The 14,185-nt window shown below is 47.2% G+C and carries 11 protein-coding genes and 1 pseudogene; 10 read left to right on the top strand and 2 right to left on the bottom strand.

The genetic code is table 11. The annotated features are described in order from the left end of the window. Window positions 1-12: 12 nt before the first annotated feature. From HDC91_RS05530 to HDC91_RS05540, 3 genes are read left to right on the top strand one after another with little or no spacing between them, the layout of a single operon-like run. Window positions 13-3,006 (top strand): DUF5977 domain-containing protein, encoded by a 2,994-nt coding sequence (locus HDC91_RS05530; protein ID WP_183549083.1) that lies wholly within the window; start codon window positions 13-15, stop codon window positions 3,004-3,006. After that, window positions 3,006-6,626, top strand: coding sequence for a DUF6443 domain-containing protein (locus tag HDC91_RS05535; RefSeq protein ID WP_183549085.1), 3,621 nt, complete (start codon window positions 3,006-3,008; stop codon window positions 6,624-6,626). Before HDC91_RS05530 ends, HDC91_RS05535 begins: the two co-directional genes overlap by 1 nt. Before the next feature lie 5 nt (window positions 6,627-6,631). Then, complete coding sequence (locus HDC91_RS05540) at window positions 6,632-7,081, top strand: hypothetical protein (protein ID WP_183549087.1); 450 nt, start codon at window positions 6,632-6,634, stop codon at window positions 7,079-7,081. A 107-nt stretch (window positions 7,082-7,188) separates the two neighbouring features. On the opposite strand, the pseudogene HDC91_RS20155 reads toward HDC91_RS05540, so the two are convergent. Together HDC91_RS20155 and HDC91_RS20160 are read right to left on the bottom strand one after the other, a co-directional pair. Further along, window positions 7,189-7,293: pseudogene (locus tag HDC91_RS20155) on the bottom strand (helix-turn-helix domain-containing protein); the annotation flags it as partial. Window positions 7,294-7,380: 87 nt separating this feature from the next. Continuing rightward, complete coding sequence (locus tag HDC91_RS20160) at window positions 7,381-7,596, bottom strand: helix-turn-helix transcriptional regulator (RefSeq protein ID WP_221262111.1); 216 nt, start codon at window positions 7,594-7,596, stop codon at window positions 7,381-7,383. Window positions 7,597-7,604: 8 nt separating this feature from the next. Between HDC91_RS20160 and HDC91_RS05555 the strand changes: the two genes are divergently transcribed. The 7 genes from HDC91_RS05555 to HDC91_RS05585 all read left to right on the top strand — a co-directional run bounded on the left by HDC91_RS05555 (window position 7,605) and on the right by HDC91_RS05585 (window position 14,181). Continuing rightward, entirely contained in the window at window positions 7,605-7,874 is a 270-nt protein-coding gene (locus tag HDC91_RS05555) for a hypothetical protein (protein ID WP_183549091.1), read from the top strand. Between the two features lie 263 nt (window positions 7,875-8,137). Further along, window positions 8,138-8,566: a type IV pilin protein gene (locus HDC91_RS05560; RefSeq protein WP_183549093.1), complete on the top strand. Its 429-nt coding sequence runs from the start codon at window positions 8,138-8,140 to the stop codon at window positions 8,564-8,566. 172 nt (window positions 8,567-8,738) lie between these two features. Beyond that, window positions 8,739-9,092 (top strand): hypothetical protein, encoded by a 354-nt coding sequence (locus HDC91_RS05565; protein ID WP_221262112.1) that lies wholly within the window; start codon window positions 8,739-8,741, stop codon window positions 9,090-9,092. A 1-nt stretch (window position 9,093) separates the two neighbouring features. Further along, window positions 9,094-10,509, top strand: a complete 1,416-nt coding sequence (locus HDC91_RS05570; RefSeq protein ID WP_183549097.1) for a GspE/PulE family protein — start codon at window positions 9,094-9,096, stop codon at window positions 10,507-10,509. Window positions 10,510-10,514: 5 nt separating this feature from the next. Then, window positions 10,515-12,446 (top strand): type II secretion system protein GspD, encoded by a 1,932-nt coding sequence (locus HDC91_RS05575; RefSeq protein WP_183549099.1) that lies wholly within the window; start codon window positions 10,515-10,517, stop codon window positions 12,444-12,446. Between the two features lie 3 nt (window positions 12,447-12,449). After that, on the top strand, window positions 12,450-13,658 hold the full coding sequence (locus HDC91_RS05580) for a hypothetical protein (RefSeq protein WP_183549101.1): 1,209 nt from the start codon (window positions 12,450-12,452) through the stop codon (window positions 13,656-13,658). A gap of 1 nt (window position 13,659) precedes the next feature. Beyond that, complete coding sequence (locus tag HDC91_RS05585) at window positions 13,660-14,181, top strand: hypothetical protein (protein WP_183549103.1); 522 nt, start codon at window positions 13,660-13,662, stop codon at window positions 14,179-14,181. Window positions 14,182-14,185: the final 4 nt, after the last annotated feature.

A 14,185-nucleotide genomic window follows, 5' to 3' on the forward strand; every position in this document is an offset into this window, starting at 1 on the left:
CGGAAACAGAGTATGAACCTGCCGGATCAAACGGGCCAGTCCTATCCTGTTGAAGATATGGATGACGCTGGTTCCGGGGCCACGCATTTAAATAACGATTGGACCGCCTATCCCAGCAATACCTCGTCGACTGTTGACGAACAGGATCCTAAGGAAATCTTTTTTAAAACAGGAAAAGTCGTGTTTAAAGTATCATCAATAGCCCGTACAGACCTCAGCGGCATTCAATCGTATCCGTTGGATACCATACAAATATTTGCGTACGATTTTAATACAAAGCAATATGAAAGTCGCCCACAAAAGAGTATCGTGTTCAAAAAAAGCTACTTTCCAGTAATGAGCGGGACTCAAGGGCGGTTGAAGCTTGACGGGATCCAAATTTTGGACAAGGCTGGCAGTATCGTTCAGGAATACAACTTTACCTATAATACAACACCATTACCACTTTACACCTCGTATTCAAAGGATTTTTGGGGGTATTACAACGGCAAGATGGATGCGCCGGGAATAACGCCTTACACCTTAATTCCCAAAACCCAGATCAGTGTGCAGTTATCGACAGCTGTACCACCCAATAATGTGCCGTATCTGCGCTATATAGGCAGTAACGATTTTACGAGCCGTGATCCCGATACCGTCAAAATGCAAGCGGGCGTTTTAACAAGGATCGATTATCCGACAGGTGGGTATACGAATTTTACCTACGAAACGAACCGTTATACTGATGACCATTCAATAACACATTTTACCGGCGGCCTTCGCTTGAAAGCGGTTGAGAACTATACCGATGCAACCGCGACACCTGTACGGAAAACATATCAGTACAATACAGCGCGTCCAAATTTTATAACTGATACGACCACAGGATATATTAATTACGGTTTTTTTGTAAACAGCACGTTGGCGATTGACTATTATGCCGCTCCTCAACACAGAAGTAAACGTGTCCGGATGTACTACTCGGAATCATCGAGCAGTTTAACTCCAACTGAAGGCAATCCGGTCACATACACTTCTGTAACGGAATATATCGGTGACCCTACATCCAACATTGGAAAATCCGAATACAAGTTTCGGTTTACCAAGGACACCTACTCGGGGGCATCAGGCTATACCCTCCGACCGGTCATCTTAGACAGGTATTTTAAGCGCGGGCAGTTAGAGCGAAAGGCCGATTACCTTCGTAAGTCGAATGGAACGTATCAGATAGTCAAAGAGGAACTGCACAATTACGGCGCGTTTTTAGATGGCCGGGATACTATGTACAACGATGTGGGTATGATTGTCGGGCAACGATGGCAATCCTATTCAAACGGAACGCCAATTCTGTATCAGGATGTCACTTTTGGCAGTGAGCAAAACGCCTTGCCGTTTGCGGGCTATAATATCGTATCGGGAGATAGCTACCCCATTTCTACCACCACAAAGATTTACGATCAAAATGATACGACAAAGTTCCAGGCATCGACCGTAGAGTATAAATACGATAATTTTAAACACCTGCAGGTATCGCGCATACGTGCAACCGACAGCAAGGGAAATACGAAAGTCACCGTTAATAAATATCCTGCCGATTATTTGGCAGGCGGTGCGACGTCAACAAACAACAGCGTTTTGGACGCGATGCTTGCCAGCAATATGCAAGCGGAAACTATCGAAAAGTGGGACAGTGTAAAAAATGTCGCAACTAGTGTTAATGCAATAGTCGGAGCGCAATTGAACTTATTTCAACTCGGCAATCAGGCTGTGTTACCGGATGAGATCAGAAAACTCAATGTTTCCACTCCCTTAACCGACTTTATTCCCGCATCAATTGTTTCAGGCAACATTAATGCCGATACCCGGTATGTTAAAATGGTGAAATTTGACAAGTATAATTATAACGACAATAGCCTGCTTCAATATACCCCAAGAACAGGTGGCCCTACTTCTATCATTTGGGAATATAATAATACCTATCCGGTGGCGCAGATCAAAAACGCCATTACGTCGACAATTTTGGGAAACCGCAACAGTGCCTATTCAAGCTTTGAAGCAGAGGGTAACGGCAACTGGACGGTTACCGGTGTGCCGGTTCTGGAACAATCCGCTCCTAACGGCCATAAGGTATTGCCGCTTTCGAGTGGATCGGTCCGTCTGTCAGACGGCGACTTCACAAAGCCGCATACGCTGACCTATTGGAGCAATAATGGCGCTGCGTCGGTGTACATAGGTGGCTCTAATTACGCGGGTACTGCACTAAAGGCCATAAATGGGTGGACGTTATATAAACATGCTATACCAGCCTTCCCGTCTGTCCAAAGTTTATACATATCTGGTTCAGCTATGATTGATGAACTTAAGACTTACCCTACAGATGCGCAAATGACGACCTATACATTCGATACTGATGGGTTAATCGCAATGACTGACGAAAAGGAACAAATCAGCAGGTTTGAATACGACCCCGCCCAGCGTTTAAAAAACACGAAAGACTGGAAGTATAACATTGTAAAAAACCAGGAGTATCATAATTACAACATGACGATTGGTAATGATGCCATTGCGACCACTACTTTTACCCGAAATAATTGTCCGCCGTTTACAGTCCCCGGCACAACCACCTATTCCGTTGCTGCGAATGTCTACTATTCCGTATCAAAAACTTCGGCCAATGCGCTGGCACAGTATGACCTGCAAACCAATGGTCAGTCCAAAGCCAACGACCCGGCGATTTGCGGCTGCCCGATTCAGTATGTAACCTTTACCATGAAGGATCAAACCGGCCTCGGCACCTATCAGGCAAAGCTTTCAGGGCCTACAACGCTTTATTTTAATATGCCCAGCGGTACCTCTACAGGCCAAGTGCCAGCCAACGATAATTATACCTTGCAGATAAGCGCTGTCGGAACACAAGTAAAACATTTCCAGCTTGGCAGTCGCCCGGTTATTACCGGTCACACCGCGACATTTAACAATGTGAATATCACCCCCGGTAGCTCGGACTTAACTTTAACAATTTACTAATGGGAACGATATATGAAAAGCCATTTATGGCAATGGTTATAAGAACAGTTCTTACGTCCATAATCGTTTGTGTTACTCAATTCGCATTCGCTCAGAGCAACAATCATAATTATGTAGTTACCAAAACATTGCGGGTAAGTGGGATTACGACTGATGCCGCACTAAGAACGGCGGCCACGGACGTGAAAAAAGTACAAACGACGATAGAATACTATGACGGATTGGGCAGGCCAGTACAAATCATTCAAAAGGCTGGTTCACCACTCAGTTATGACGTTCTGCAAGCACGAGTATATGATTCTTACGGGCGCGAAGTAAGGAAATACCTGCCATTCGTTCCAACGACAGGGACACTTGGCGCTTATCGTTCGAGCACTAATTCCTTACAACAGGCCTTCTATAATACGCCACCAGCGGGAGTAGTAGTTATACCCAGCGCTACAGAAATTGCCTATGCCGACACAAAATTTGAAGCGTCGCCATTGAACCGGCCGATCGAACAAGGTGCACCTGGCCTGAATTGGAAAATTGGCGGCGCACATACGGCAATAATGTCTTACGGTGTAAACCTTGCTTCAGATGCGGTTAAAATGTGGCAGGTAAATGCTTCTGGCGGCGCATCGTATTCAACCACCTATGCAGAGGGCACATTAACCAAAACAAAAGCGCTCGATGAAAATCACAATGCGGTCATAGAACTCAAGGATAACGAGGGGCATGTCATAAGCCGAAAGGTACAAAACGGGGTCGGTATTTATCTGACTACCGATTATATTTATGATGATCTCGGTCGCCTGTGCTATGTCATTCCTCCGTTGCCCACCGCCTCGGGTAGTAATCCAGCAGTCGCTGTCCCGTCAAGCTTTACAGAAGCAGATGCCACTTTTTTAAACTTTTTTTATGCCTATCATTACGACGGATTAAACCGTCAGACTGAAAAGAAAATACCTGGGCAAGCTTGGCAATACAGAGTTTACAACAACCGTGATCAATTGATATTAAGTCAGGATGGTAACCAGAGATTAAGCAATATATGGATGGTAACTAAGTATGATGCGCTTGGCAGGGAGGTGATCACGGGAGAGTATTACAACACGACTGCTACGCGCGCTAGCCTGCAAACTATAGCGGATAGCTATACAACTAACCTATTTGAAAGCTTTACCAACACCAATGCATTTTACGGTTATACACATGTAAGCTGGCCGGATATCAGTACAGGAATAAATAACAAAGTACTTGCTGTTACTTATTTTGACAATTATGATGTTATTACTAATTCAGCAATAAACCCAAATTCGTCAATATTCACCGCGCCTGACCCATTTATCGACTCGCTTGATAAAGAGCCGAAAGGGTCGCCTGTGGCATCTCTTACGAATGTGTTAGGCACTACAACCTATTTGTTCTCTTTAATACATTATGATAAAGATGGTAAAGCTATAAAAACGATCAGTCAGCATTACCAAGGAGGTTCGGCAGCGTATAATAAATATGATAGTCAAGAGAGCATATACAGTTTTCAAGGATTGTCTTTACAAAGTACTCGTAAACACTATTTGCCGACATCCGGATCCCCGCAACTAACCATTAATAGTTGGAGCGCATATGACCATATGAATCGTCTGACATTAACCAAATTGCAATTTGTGTCTCCTTCCAATACAGGCGCTATAACAACCTTGTCAAAAATAGATTATAACGAAATAGGGCAAGTCAGTGTAAAGCATCTTCATAGCACTAACGCAGCAGCAATCCCTGCAAGCAACACCTTTTTACAACATATTAATTATAAATATAATTCGCGTGGCTGGCTAACAACTATAAATGACCCGGACAACCTTACAGATTCTGAATATCCGGCTGCGTTTGACGTTTTTGCGGAGCAGCTCGATTATGACAGGGCTACAAACGGATATTCCAATATACCACAGTATAATGGAAATATAAGCGCGATAAGATGGCAAACCAAAAACCCATCGCTGATTACATTGCCACAGGAAATCAAAGGATATATATTTACCTACGACCCACTTAACCGACTTACTTACGCGGCAAGCAAGGCCTCCTTTTCAGGAGATGGATTATACGACGAGGCACTAAGTTATGACGAATTAGGAAATATCCTAAATCTAACCAGGAAAAAAGCTGGTAGTATGCTCAATGATATGCTGTATAGCTATGTCGACGCAACGGTGCGAAGCAATAGGCTAAAAAGCATTTCTGATAACGGTATTGGAAGTGAAAGCCAGGCAACAACTTATGTCTATAACGCGAACGGAAGCATAACGGAAGATACCAAAAAGACGATTACCCATATAAAATATAATGAACTGAATTTACCATCAACGGTAACCATTGCCACTGATAATAAAACTATTGATTATATTTATGATGCGACCGGAGCAAAGTTAGAACGTATTATAAAGAACAACGGGATAGTCAATGAGGACCGCAATTATGTTGACGGTATCGAATATGTTAATAATTCTATAGACTTTATTCATACACCCGAGGGAAGGGCTTTGACATCAACAGGAACATATATCTATGAATATAACGTGACAGACCATCTTGGTAATGTAAGGGCTATGTTTAGTGATAAGAACAATAATGGAATATTGACCACGGATGAAATTTTGCAAGTAACGGATAATTATGCTTTTGGCCGGGAAATAAACTATTCACAAAATATCGCACCTTCACCTGACAATAAATACAAATACAATGGAAAGGAGTTTCAAGACGATTTAATGGAGTACGATTATGGCGCAAGATTTTATGACCCGGTTATTGCACGATGGAATTCGATTGACCCCCTTTCGGAAATAAATAGAAGGTGGTCACCTTACAATTATGTCGAAAATAATCCAATCAGGAATATTGATCCGGATGGCATGGCTGCTACTACTGCCTTTGTATGGTGGACTGTTATCACAGATCCCACAGAAATTGCAACTTTTATTGCTAATCAGAGATTTAATGATCAAGCAAAAGCCGGGGAGGCGATGGAAGGTTTTAATGGAGGAGACAAGAAAAATCATAAAAGCAAGAGCAAAAGTGAAAGTCTGAGTGACCCTAAAGAAGGTGAAAGTGATAAGAAGGGGAATATATATAGTGGGCAATTACACAGCTGGCTTCCAGCAAAGGCATACTATGAGTTGCAACAACTTATAAAGACAGGAAACAACGATAATGCGGAGTATACGTCGGGTGATAGAGCAATGGCCTTTACAGCAAAATATCTTGCTAAGCTAGGGAAAGAAGGCGCCGAAACTATAATTTTATATTACACGGGGGAAGCGGCATTTGATTGGGTATTTAAAGGTGTTCAATATGCTTTTAAAGGAGCGAGTGTAATTGGGCCTCGAGCGACTTACAGAGAATTTGCGAAAAGAATTGGTGCAAATTTCCTTGATGTAACTGATGAAGCATGGACCATGCGCAAAAATGTTAAGTTTTTGCAAGGGGTCGTAGAGAGGGGTGATGATGTTATTTTTTCTGGGAAATTTAATCCCGCGAAAATTGACCCCAAATCCGTTCTTGGACAAGAAATTAGGTATTTACGAAGGCACGGCTATGAATGGGCGGATGATTATTCAAAAATGATTAAACAATAAACGATATGGAACAAACTTTAAAACAATATATCTTGGAGTATTTTGCAAAACTTTTTAAAGTATATGATTTTCAAATAACACAAGAAGTGAATGAAAAGAATTCATTCATGATTGAATTTAGTTCAACGTCTTTTTTAATTAAAATTGAACAATACTTTCGAGAATTTTATCCAACTCTTTATAAGTTGAATAAGCCCGACAGTGAAATAAACCTTTTTAATTTACTGGATTATCTAAAACGAGACGGTGCGCAAGTCCCTAAATCTAACTATTTTAAGGAAGAAAAAGACATTGAAAAATGTTATAAAAAGCAATTATCGTATATATCATCAGTAATATATGAGAATTATAACTCTATAAATGATTTTTTTAATGACAATAAATATGAATCGAATATGGCAGATTTTGAAAATTATTGGAAAACCAAACACCCTGAGCTTTACAGGAAAGTTTAGTTAACAACAGCCACTATATATAAAGGTCGCAGGATAGCAAGCCTTCTTTGTAGACTAAGTGGCCACCTCCTTTGGTGTTCGACTTAAATATGTTCCCTTCAAGTGAGCTAATTGAAGGCTATAGCAATATTAGATGCAATTTCTATAGATGGTAGAGCCTCATCCATTTCATATCCCCCCAAAACATTAGGATGCACACCTATTTTCAAAGCGAGTTCACTTTGTCTTCAAGCAAACTCATCACCGACAACCATTTTAACATAGCACATAAAAGCCCGCATGTGCAGGCTTTGTTATCATTAATTGAAGTCAATGAACGTATTAATTATTCCGTGAAATCTCAGTTGAGGATGTGACCTTTTGCTTTCCCACCCAACAATCGTATCTTCACAAACGCCAATTATTTTTGCGACCTCCCTTTGCAGCAGTCCCCGTTCTATGCGAGCCTTTCGGATACGTTCTCCAAGCGTCTGTGGATTAACTGGAATGTCCTTTGAAGGCGGTTTTTTTAGCACCTTGCAATATGGAAGAAAAGTGGACGCATGTATGCAGTTGTGATTATCATCCTAGGATGATTTTAATCATTTCACAAGAAAATGAAACGCCATTACCTCAACCGCCACTTCTTTGTCGGGTTCTTGTTTTAAACGAAATGTTCTGTCGCTTGTTTGCCCTTTCGGTGCCTTATGATATGGGGATTTTTGATTTAGTTCTTGTATTGTTTGAGAACGCCTGTAAGATCGCTATTTCCGACAAACATGATGACTGCTACCTTAGAATCACGCCACGTTAAATACCGGTCAAATAATTGTTTAATCGTTGATAGAAAACCCGGATAGCCTATCCGAAATTCACACTCCGCAATAAACGTCCCGCGAGTCGCAGTGACGCCTTCGTAAAGGAGCTTTAACCCGGTAAAAAGAGGGCTCGTTGCCCGTTTCATCCCGTTTAAAAAATAGGACCCAACAAATCGATGATGTCTTGGCTAATGATTAAATCGGAGAAAAAAACTTTGTTTTTGAGAAAAAACGGTAAATTAGTGGTTAATTCCTGATTATGAAATTACCTAAACCGCAGCTCAAGATCCCAAGGGTCAAAGCGTTTACGTTAACCGAAGTGCTCGTTGTGCTGGTCATCATCGGTATATTGATCTTTTTGGCCCTGCCTACCTTTATGCCGCTGATCACCAAGACAAAAAGCACGGAAGCAAAAACACAGCTCGCCTACCTGCAGACCTTGGAGGAAAGTTATTTCTTTGAACATTCCCGTTACACGCAGGATATGACCGAGATCGGCTTTATCCAGCGTAAGTTGGTCACCGACGACAAGACCGGCACCGCGAATTACCGCATCGAGATCATCAAGGCCGACAACACCGGCTTCGTGGCCCGGGCCACTTCGGTGACCGATTTTAACGGCGACGGAAAATTTAACGTCTGGGAGATCAACCAGGACAAGGCGATCAAAGAAGTTACCCCCGATTAAAGTGCTGTTCTTGCTAAAAACGGCGGCGGCCGCGCTTTTAATAACCGTATGGGCACAGGACATGAGAACGCGGTCCGTATCCTGGCCCGTATTCCCGCTGCTCGCACTTTGTGGTTTAGGTCTACAGTGGGGCCCCGGCTATCCTCCTTCGGAAGTGCTAATGCCGGTATCCGTGAGCCTGCTGTTCCTGGTGGTGCAATTTGCCCTGGTGAAGCTGTACTTCACTTTGAAACGGGGTAAAAAAGTGGTGCTTGCGGACAGCCTGATCGGCTGGGGAGACATAGCGTTCATGGCATGCACCGCCTTTATGTTGCCGGTACTCACTTTTATATTATTTTATATGGTTTCGCTATTGCTGATCCTTGTCGGCTGGCTACTGTACGCGCGGATCCGGAAAGCGGGCGGCAATCACATCCCGCTGGCGGGCTTACAGGCGCTGCTGTTGCTTTTGCTTTTAGCCGGCGACTGGGCGCTTGGCTGTTATGACATTTATAATGACGAGTTATTCACTTTTCTGATTCGCTGACATGGAAGAGATCATCATCAGCACCGACGAACTGCACAAGCTGAAGGCGGAAACGGCCTGGCATTACGGCATTCTTCCCAAAGAGCGCAAAGCGGATGTTTTTGAATTATATTGCGGACCGGATATTGATCCGGAGACTTTTGAGGAAGAGATCAGCGTTGTTTTGGGAAGCGCTGTACGGCTTTTTCCACTGCCCAAAGCACATATCGAGCGGCTGCTCGGCACCTACTACCAGCGTGCCGGCAACGGGCAGCCCGGCGAAACAGGCGCAAAGTCGGATAACTTTCTCCGTAAGCTGATCGCCGAAGCACGCAGGCTCAGGAGCAGTGATATCCATATCGAAACCTATGAGAACAAGTGCCGGGTGCGCATGCGTATTGACGGGCTGCTCGTCGAGCGCCACCTCGTCGCCCAGGCAGATTACCCTTCGCTTGTCAATATCATCAAAGTGGAAGCCAACCTGGACATCGCCGAAAAGCGCCTGCCGCAGGACGGGCGGATGAGCTTCGAAAGTCCGGAAGCCAAATTTGACATCAGGGTCTCGGTCCTGCCCACCCTTCATGGCGAAAAAGTCGTGCTGCGCTTGCTGAATAACGATGCGGCCGATATCAGCCTGGACCGGCTCGGCTTTTCCGGACGTGACCTGGAGCGTTACTTGCAGGGGGTCAAACGGCCGAACGGTTTGCTGCTGATCAGCGGCCCGACCGGATCGGGCAAGACCACCACCCTGTACGCGACGCTGAAGCTGCTCAACCAGGAGACGCGGAACGTGCTCACCATCGAGGACCCGATCGAATATACCCTCGAGGGGATCAACCAGACGCAACTCAAGGAATCCATCGGGCTAACCTTCGGTGCCGCACTGCGCACTTTTCTGCGGCAGGACCCCGACGTGATCATGGTCGGCGAGATACGGGACCAGGATACAGCAAATATGGCTATCCGGGCAGCCATGACCGGCCACCTCGTGTTATCCACCATTCACACCAATTCAGCCTGGGGTACCGTCAACCGCCTGATCGATATGGGCGTGCCGGCCTTTATGCTGTCGGGTACCCTGAACACCTCTGTGGCGCAGCGGCTGGTCCGGCTGCTTTGCCCGGCCTGTAAAAAGCAGGTCACATTCGATCCTGCGGTCTTTCCCGCGCATTTCAAATTGCCCCGCGCCATCAGCGCCTGCTACAAGGCCGCAGGGTGCAGCGAATGTTTTTATACCGGTTACAAGGGCCGCAAAGCCATTTACGAAGTGATCCCCATAGATGCGGAACTATCCGGGGAGATAAAAAAAGGCAATCAGCAGGTAACGGACCTGCTGAAAGCCCGCGGCATCGGAACGCTTGCCGAAAATGCCTTTACCCTGTTCTGTGACGGCGCCACCTCGGCTGAAGAAATATACCCCCTGTTGTTTAACTTTTAGATTTTATGCGAAAGATTTTTACCTGTTTTTATGGCGTTATACTGCTGATCTGCTTCTGCCGCCCCGTATGTGCGCAGGACCAGGACCGCATCAAGGTGATCGAAAGCCAGCTCTCCGCTTTATCGCAACAGGCTCCCGGCCTGAAGCAAAAGGTGCAACTCCTGGTGACGGGACTGCCGATGCGCGATTACCTGAACGCGCTGGCGCGGGCTACCAACATCAATATCAGCGCAGACCCTTCCCTGACCGGCCCGGTCTACGACACCTTTAACGGGGTTACCGCCGCGGAGATCATCGCTTTCCTCGCCTATAAATACACCCTGGAGGTCAACATCACCGGCTCCATTATCCTGATATCGCCCTTTCATCCGCCGATCAATACCTTGCCCGCGGTGCCAAAGGTCGTTAACGCGGCTTTTGATGGTTCGACAGGTTCCCTGTCGCTCGAACTGAATAACGACAGCCTGGGCGCCGTTGCGCGCCGCATTACGGCAGTTTCCGGGCGGAATGTGATCGTCCCGGTCGCCCTGCAGGGCAAAACCGTGTCGGGCTTTATCGCAGCCGCGCCCTTCGATGCCGCCCTGGAAAAACTGGCCTATATCAACAACATCAAGATCACGCGGACGCCGGACGGCTTTTACGTTTTCCAGGGCCTTGATGAAAACGAAGAAACGTATGTCAACGGTGACCGGAACACCTCGACGCGGAGGATGCTACGCCCGGCACAGGGGCCCTCGCAGTCTTCCGGGGTATTCGCCAGGAAGGTTGGTGATAAGAAGTTGTTGTCAGCTGATGCCAACAACGCGCCGATTGACGATATGATCCGCCGGGCATCTGCGGAAATGAACAAGAACTTTGTGTTGTATACCGAGCTGAAGGGCAATATCAGCATCCATGTTTCGGACGTCTCCTACGAAAGCTTTCTCAGCATGCTGCTCAAAAATACGGAATACAGTTATCGCCAGGACGAAGGCATTTACCTGATCGGCGACCGGAAGGTGACCGGTGTGGGTACCTTTAAAATGGTCAAGCTCAAAAGACGTGCCGTGGATTCGACCCTGATGCGTTCCCTTCCTGCCGAACTGACCAGCGGCCTGCAGGTACAGCCGTTCCGCGAACTGAACTCCATCCTGCTCTCCGGCTCGGCCATGCGTGTGGCCGCCGTAGAATCGGTCATTCGTCAGCTGGACGAATTGGTACCCGTCGTCCTTATTGAACTGACGATGATCGATGTGCATAAAAACCGGACGGTGGCGACCGGGATCAGCGCCGGCGTCTCCGACAGCGTGAAGACCGGCGGCACCGTTCTGCCGGGTATCCAATACACTTTCGGTTCAAAATCGATCAACAGCTTTCTTAACAGTATGACCAAATTCACTTCCCTTAACCTTGGGCACGTCACGCCGAACTTCTACGCCTCGATCAGTGCGCTGGAAAGCCAGGGCAACGTGGAGGTCCGTTCGGTGCCAAAACTGTCATCGCTTAACGGCCACCAGGCCAGCTTCAGCGTCGGTAAAAAAGCGTATTATAAGGACGTCACCCAAAGTGTCATCCCTTCCCTCAACAACCCGACATCATATTTCACCAATATCTATAAAGAAGTCAATGCCGACCTGTCGGTCAACATCAACCCGGTCGTATCGGACAACGACCAGGTGACGCTCAGTATAAAGATCAATATCTCGGACTTTCTCAGCATTCCAACGGACGGTTCCCCCCCGCCGCAATCCGTCAGCAAGTATGAGACCAACCTCCGGGTAAAATCGGAAGACACGATACTGCTGGGCGGGATCGAGCGTACCGAGGACAATGAAAGCGCTTCCGGCGTACCGTTACTGTCCCGTATACCGGTCCTGAAATGGCTGTTCAGCAGCCGGACCAAGACCAATGACAAGGTGGTCACTTTACTGCTGATCAAATCAACCATTATCCGTTAGGCAATGTTAAAGTCATTAACCCAGATCAACGCCTGTACCGGTATCAGCATACGCCTTACCGGTAATGGCATACGCGTCTCGGCGCTGAGCGTTTCCAGGAACGGCAGCCGGCTTGACCTCGGCACCGCGTTAAAAGATCAGCCGGACCTGGAGACCGTCATGGCAGCACTCCCCGCAGGGGCTGTGGTGTCCCTTAATTTTACGGGCAAAGGGATATTGCATAAGGCAGCCGATACCCCCCTGCCGGGTGGCAATGACCTGTTTACGCAACTCATGCCGGGTGCCGGCCCCGGCGATTTTCATCTTCAGCAGTTTCGCTCCGCGAGCAAAGCTTTCCTGTCCCTTGGCCGGAAAGGCGATATCGATCCTTTTATCGACCGCCTGACCAATGCAGGTTTTCGCGTGGTCATGCTTTCCTTCGGTCCCTTTCCGGTCAAAGGGGTGCTGGAGCAGTTAAACCAATACGGGGAGGAGCTCACCTTTGACGGGCATGAGATCACCTTCAGCGAGAGCAAGGACTGGACGGGATATCGTTACCGCGAAGGGAGCGCCAGCCGTTTCGCTATCAAACTGGGCGTTGACCAGATCGATGAACAACTGCTCCTCCCGTATGCCGCTGCCTTCCAGGTGATTTTATATGATCAGGTAGAGCCTGCCGAAGCGAAAGTTGCCAGAATAAGCGAGCAAATGGATACCCTGCGCCAGGCAGGTGCCCTTAAGCGAAAGACTGCTATAGTGCTCATAGCCGCCTTCGTATTGCTTTTCGCCAATACCTTACTATTCACCCATTTAAACAGCGAGAACGGACGTTTAATGGAGGAGCTCAGCCTGCATTCCACACAAGCGTCCGACGTTACCGCATTAGCAGATAAAACGGCGAAGACCGAGGAACTTGTCAAGTCCATCGGCTACAGCAAGGCACCGGAAAAGGCCGTGATGATCGATAATGTTGCCGCACTGATGCCCGCCGAAATATCACTGTCAGCAGTTGAGCTCAACCCGCTGATCGTCAGGCATTCAGACAACCCGTCAGCGGCATTGTTTGCCGGCAACGTGCTGATCATCTCTGGCACCTGTAATTCGATACTACCGGTTAACGAGTGGCTGGCGAGGATCAGATCGCTCAAGTGGGTAACGCGTGCCGAACTCAGGGATTACGGCCTGGCCAACGACACCGCAAACGGGGGATTCACGATCATCATCAATTTCTGATATGCTTATAAAACTTTTTAAAAACAAATATGCTTTTCCTGCAGCGGTCGTGTTATTCTGCTGCATTTGCTACCAGGCTGCCTTCCGGAAGACGCTACTGGCCTGGCGGCTCAACCAACAGTTCAAAACCGAACTTACCGCAGGTGCCGGGGCCGGCGCACAACCCGGTTTTATGCTCCGCAAACAAAAAAACCTGCAGCTGATCGCCGATCGCTACAGCCTGGATAGTGTGGGGTTCCGTTCAGCGGTGATCACCAGGACAGCCCTGATCGCCGGGCAACGGAATATTACCGTCAAAGAAATACCGGAAGAGGCGGCTGCCTTGCAGACCAGCAGGACGGCTGTTGAACGGGTCAATTTTGCCGGTGGTTATGCGGACCTGCTGCGGGCGCTGCAGGATATCGAGCGCGCCGGCGGCATCGGGATGGTGCGCTCAGTGAAGTTTTATCTGCCCCGCAAGGGCGGCCGGCAGGCAGGGCAAACCCTTGAAATGAGCGTTTACCTGCAGGCGATCAAAAAGTAGCGGG

Source organism: Mucilaginibacter sp. AK015 (assembly GCF_014200785.1).
In the GTDB taxonomy this organism is placed as follows: Bacteria; Bacteroidota; Bacteroidia; order Sphingobacteriales; family Sphingobacteriaceae; genus Mucilaginibacter.

Excerpts from the sequence above, each read along its gene's own strand:
- HDC91_RS05530 (WP_183549083.1), top strand. The coding sequence starts at position 13 with ATGAACCTGCCGGATCAAACGGGCCAGTCCTATCCTGTTGAAGATATG.
- HDC91_RS05535 (WP_183549085.1), top strand. The coding sequence starts at position 3,006 with ATGGGAACGATATATGAAAAGCCATTTATGGCAATGGTTATAAGAACA.
- HDC91_RS05540 (WP_183549087.1), top strand. The coding sequence starts at position 6,632 with ATGGAACAAACTTTAAAACAATATATCTTGGAGTATTTTGCAAAACTT.
- HDC91_RS05555 (WP_183549091.1), top strand. The coding sequence starts at position 7,605 with ATGGAAGAAAAGTGGACGCATGTATGCAGTTGTGATTATCATCCTAGG.
- HDC91_RS05560 (WP_183549093.1), top strand. The coding sequence starts at position 8,138 with ATGAAATTACCTAAACCGCAGCTCAAGATCCCAAGGGTCAAAGCGTTT.
- HDC91_RS05570 (WP_183549097.1), top strand. The coding sequence starts at position 9,094 with ATGGAAGAGATCATCATCAGCACCGACGAACTGCACAAGCTGAAGGCG.
- HDC91_RS05575 (WP_183549099.1), top strand. The coding sequence starts at position 10,515 with ATGCGAAAGATTTTTACCTGTTTTTATGGCGTTATACTGCTGATCTGC.
- HDC91_RS05580 (WP_183549101.1), top strand. The coding sequence starts at position 12,450 with ATGTTAAAGTCATTAACCCAGATCAACGCCTGTACCGGTATCAGCATA.
- HDC91_RS05585 (WP_183549103.1), top strand. The coding sequence starts at position 13,660 with ATGCTTATAAAACTTTTTAAAAACAAATATGCTTTTCCTGCAGCGGTC.